Genomic DNA, 5,335 nt, shown 5'->3' on the forward strand with positions numbered 1-5,335 from the left:
AAGAAAGGGCAAATGCGTTGGAAGTGGCAACGTAAAAGAATGAAAAAAGAGAAGAGAAAGAGAAAGAGGAAATAGTAAGATTTATAAATAAGATTTTAACACTATTTTTATTTAACCTTTGTTTTTGAATGAGTACTTGATCAATATGATTAAGTATGATGTATGATACGCAAAAAGAGCAAATCTCTATAGCGAGTAGATATAATTGCGACTATGCATAATTCCCGTTGATCCTGCGGGAGATTGCTGCTATTGGGATCCGAATTAGCCATGCAAGTCAGGGACTCTTCGGAGGACCGGCATAAGGCTCAGTAACACGTCGATAATCTGCCCTCGGGTCGAGGATAACTTCGGGAAACTGAAGCTAATACTCGATAGGAGAACATTACTGGAAGGTGTGTTCTCTGAAACGTAAGGCCCGAGGATGAGTCGGCGGCTGATTAGGCTGTTGGTGAGGTAATGGCTCACCAAACCTATGATCAGTAGGGGAGATGAGAGTCTTGGCCCCGAGAAGGACACTGAGATACTTGTCCTAGTCCTAAGGGATGCAGCAGGCACGAAACCTTTACAATGCACGAAAGTGTGATAAGGGGATCCCAAGTGCTCTGTCAATGACAGGGCTTTTTCCAAGTGTAAAAAGCTTGGAGAATAAGTGGTGGGCAAGACCGGTGCCAGCCGCCGCGGTAACACCGGCGCCACAAGTGGCAATCGCGATTATTGGGTCTAAAGCGTCCGTAGCCGGTTTAATAAATTTCTTGTGAAATTGTTAGGCTTAACCTAACAGCGAGCAAGAAAGACTGTTAAACTTGGGACCGGGAGGAGATAGAGGTATTCTAGGGGGAGCGGTAAAATGCTATAATCCCTAGAGGACCACCGATGGCGAAGGCATCTATCTAGAACGGGTCCGACGGTGAGGGACGAAAGCTGGGGGAGCAAAACGGATTAGATACCCGAGTAGTCCCAGCTGTAAACTCTGCGAGCAGGGTGGTGCATATTCTTCGGGAATGTGCAGAGCCCAAGCGAAGGCGTTAAGCTCGCCACCCGGGAAGTATAGTCGCAAGGCCGAAACTTAAAGGAATTGGCGGGGGCTCGCTACAAGGGGTGCGGCGTGCGGTTTAATCTAACTATACACAGAGAATCTCACCAGGAGCGACGGCAGGATGAAGGTCAGATTGAAGGTTTTACCTGACAAGCCGAGAGGTGGTGCATGGCCGTCGTCAGTTCGTGTCGTGAGATGTTGCGTTAAGTCGTACAACGAACGAGACCCGTGCTCACATTTGCTAATGCCTTCTCCGGAAGGAGCAAGCACAATGTGAGGACTGCCTTGGAAACAGGGAGGAAGGTGCGGGCAACGATAGGTCTGTATGCCCCGAATCTCCTGGGCTACACGCGCGCAACAATGGCGGAGACAATGGGATGCAACTCCGAGAGGAGAAGCAAAACCTCTAAACTCCGTCTTAGTCTAGATTGAGGTTTGTAACTCAACCTCATGACAATGGAATCCCTAGTAATCGGATGTCATCAGCGTCCGGTGAACACGTCCACGAGCCTTGTACACACTGCCCGTCATCCCAACCGAGTCGGGCTTTGGTGAGGTTCATCTTTCTTGGATGAATCGAACCTGGGTCTGGTGAGGCGGGGCAAGTCGTCACAAGGTATCCGTAGGGGAACCTGCGGATGGATCACCTCCTAATTTAGTTATTAATGATTATGCTTGCTATAGAGGGCTTTTATTTTTGCGTATCATATAATTGATGGGCTCGTAGCTCAGTCTGGATTAGAGCACCACCCTTGCAAGGTGGGGGTCCCGGGTTCGAATCCCGGCGAGTCCATCGTTGAAGTGCGGCTCAATATTAACTTATTTGGGCTAAGGGCTTATTAGTATGTCTTAATTCATACTCATAAGTCGTGCATAGGCAAAACGTACTTATGGACGACGCCACTAAGTGGATGGCTTGGCTCGAGAGCCGAGGAAGGCCGTGGCAAGCTGCGATATGTCTGGGGTAGGTGCATGCAACCATTGATCCCAGAATTGCTGAATGGGACTTCCTTTCCAATAGGAAAGCCAGTAATGGCGGGGAACGCGGGGAATTGAAGCGTCTTAGTACCCGCAGGAAAAGAAATCAATAGAGATGCGGTTAAATTTATCAGCGAGAGAAAACCGCATAGGGCAAACCGAATCCCTTACTGAAAGGTAAGGGAGATGTGGGGTTTGGACATACTATACAATTCTCTCCAATTAATCCGAATTATTCTGGAAAGATAAGCCATAGAGGGTGATAGCCCCGTAGGAGTAAGTTGGAAGGATTAGGTATGTTCCAGAGTAGGATGCATTGGATATTGCGTCTGAATGTGGGGGACATCAACCTCCAACCCTAAATACTTCTCGAGACCGATAGCGAACTAGTACCGTGAGGGAAAGCTGAAAAGAACCTGTGACAGGGAGTTAAAAGACCTGAAACTTAGTGGTTATAGCATGGTGCTGCTTTTCGGAGTTGCACCGTACGTTTAGAATAACGGACCGGGGAGTTGGTCTGAGTGGCGAGGATAATTCTTATAAGGAAGTATCCTAAGCGAAAGCGATTGCCCGCAGGTAACGAGGGGCGAGGTGTTAATGCGCCTTTAGTCACTTGGACCAGACCAGAAACCGGGTGATCTAGCCTTGAGCAAGGTGAAGCAGGAGTAAAATCTTGTGGAGGCCTGAAGGGGTTCTGTGGACACGCGTTCCTCTGACTTGAGGCTAGGGGTGAAAAGCCAATCGAACCCGGTGATAGCTGGTTCCTGTCGAAGTGGGCCGTAGTCCAGCCTCTGCAGAGATTGTAATGGTGGTAGAGCTACGGATTTGAGATTTTTGGGGAGAAATCCCTGGGTCTCTTGTTCAACTCCAAAAACCATTACATCATAGAAGCAGGGAGACGGCGGCAGCCGGTAAGCGACTGTCGCGAGAGGGGAACAACCCAGACTGGAGTTAAGGTCCCTAAATGCCATTTGAGTGTTAAAGGGTGAAGGGTGTATAACACCTAAGACAGATGGGAGGTAAGCTTAGAAGCAGCTATCCTTTAAAGAAAGCGTAATAGCTCACCATTCTAGGTGTTATGCCCCGAAAATGGACGGGGCTAAATTGGCTACCGATACTCCAGGCACCTTATAGGGTTGCGGTAGACAGGTGTCCTGCTAGAGTAGAAGCTAATACGTGAGTGTTAGTGGATCTAGTAGGAATAAGAATCCCGGTGGTAGTAGGATCAGTCCATAGTGCAAATCTATGGTACCTTAAGGGTAAGGGTTTCTTGGCAATGTAGGTCAGCCAAGAGTAAGTCGATCCTAACCTAGCTAGTAATTTATCGAGGGGAAAGGGAAAATGGTTAAAATTCCATTACCATCCAGATACTCGGTGACGAAAGGTTTGTTCCTGACACTTGGGGATAGGTTAACACTTCTTGTCTGGAGTGCTAATCGAGATAAGGCAAGGGAGAATTATAATAATGAGAACTTGCTTAAACTCGAGAATGGTCTGCCTTATGGTGGATTTAGCCGATTCCTCGAGTCCGTGAAAAGGGAACAAATCGGATTCTGGATGATCGTACCCAGAACCGGCACAGGTACCCAGGGTGAGAAGCCTAAGGTATGTGGGAGTAATCCTGCTAAGGGAATTCGGCAAATTAGTTCTGTGCCTTTGGCATAAGGAATCCCTGCGATTGTGCTCTTTAGAGTGCGATTACAGGGCGCAGTGACTAGGGGGGCCCGACTGTTTAACAAAAACGTAACTGGCTGCTAGCCTGTGAAGGTGTGTATAGCCAGTGACGTCTGCCCAGTGCTGGTACTTGAAACTCCTTTTCAAGGGAGATAAGAGCCAGTAAACGGCGGGAATAACTATGATTCTCTTAAGGTAGCGAAATGCCTTGCCGTTTTAATGACGGCCTGCATGAAAGGCGTAACGAGGTCCCCACTGTCCCTAGTAGGAGTCCCCTGAACACACTATACTGGTGCAAAGGCCAGTGACCTCCGGTGGGAAGCATAGACCCCGTAGAACTTTACTACAGTCATTTGTTGTGATGTTAGTTTTGTTGTGCAGCGTAGGTGGGAGTTGTTAAAGCTCAGACGCCAGTTTGAGTGTAGACGTCTATGAGACACCACTCTTCAAAGCTGACATTGCTAACCTTCGAAAGAAGGGACAGCGGATGATGGGTAGTTTGGCTGGGGCGGCACCCTGCTGAAAAGATATCGGCAGGGCCCAAAGGTTAGCTCAATCGGTTCAGAAATCCGATGTGGAGTGCAAGAGCAAAAGCTAGCCTGACTGTATTCCGAATAATAAGGAATGCAGCAACGAAAGTTTGGTCTAGCGAACCCTTGTGTCCTCATTGATGGGGGCCAAGGCAGACAGAAAAGCTATCTCGGGGATAACTGAGTGGTAGCGCCTAAGAGCTCAAATCGACGGCGCTGTTTGCTACGACGATGTCGGCTCAACTCAACCTGGGCGTGCAGAAGCGCCCAAGGGTGGGGGTGTTCACCCATTAAAGAGTTTCGTGAGCTGGGTTCAGAACGTTGTGAGACAGTTTGTTCGATATCTAGCGGAGGTGTTCAGTGTCTGAGAGGAAGGACCTTCTAGTACGAGAGGAACGAAGGTTCGCGGCCTCTGGTGTACTGGTTATCTGATAAGGTAGGCCAGGTAGCTACGCCGTAAGCGATAAGAGCTGAAAGCATCTAAGCTCGAAGCGTACCTCAAAAAGAGACACTACAAGCTCTCGTAGAAGACGAGTTTGATAGGAACGGCGTGTAAGTACTGAGGCAACGAGGTATTAAGCGCACGTTTACTAATCGCTTGGAAACTAAGTACGTTTTGCCTATGCTTTTTTTATTTTCTACAGTAAATTTTTTAAATAGTTGATTTTTTTTATTAGTTAGAAGTAGGTAAACGCTCGACAATCCTTAGAAGGAGGAAAGTCCATACACAAAATCGGTCGCTTATTCCATAAGTCGGAGAAATCCGAGGCTACCGCAAAGAAAAGACACGTCCTTATGCCTATGAGAATGAGGTCCTTGACGTTTCCGGTGACGGAAATTAGTTAACAGGCCGAATGAGGTATAAGGGAACGCTGAAACTGTGGTGCACGACTTTGTGCAAGTTCATTTAGAACGCATAGTCGAATGTCGAGATAGTTCATTCCTTGTAAAAGGAGAACTTAACAGAATATGGCTTATGTTTGCCTACTTCTATTTTTTTTAAATTTTATTCTTAATTGTTTTGAATTATCTCTATTTTGTTTATTATGCCAGAACATATCTATTTGAGGAGATTCTTCTGTAGGAAATGCAATGCTTTTAGTATCTCTTAAAC

1 tRNA gene and 2 rRNA genes are annotated in these 5,335 nt (G+C 47.3%); all 3 read left to right on the plus strand.

Annotated features, from left to right (window positions below):
- Positions 1-218: 218 nt before the first annotated feature.
- The 3 genes from D6694_14530 to D6694_14540 all read left to right on the plus strand — a co-directional run bounded on the left by D6694_14530 (position 219) and on the right by D6694_14540 (position 4,820).
- Positions 219-1,694: ribosomal RNA gene (locus D6694_14530) — 16S ribosomal RNA — on the plus strand.
- Between the two features lie 62 nt (positions 1,695-1,756).
- Positions 1,757-1,832, plus strand: a tRNA-Ala gene (locus D6694_14535).
- Positions 1,833-1,946: 114 nt separating this feature from the next.
- A 23S ribosomal RNA gene (locus tag D6694_14540) occupies positions 1,947-4,820 on the plus strand.
- The 16S and 23S rRNA genes sit together here with 1 tRNA gene alongside, the layout of an rRNA operon.
- Positions 4,821-5,335: the final 515 nt, after the last annotated feature.

This window comes from Gammaproteobacteria bacterium (assembly GCA_003696665.1).
Taxonomy (GTDB): Bacteria; Pseudomonadota; Gammaproteobacteria; order Enterobacterales.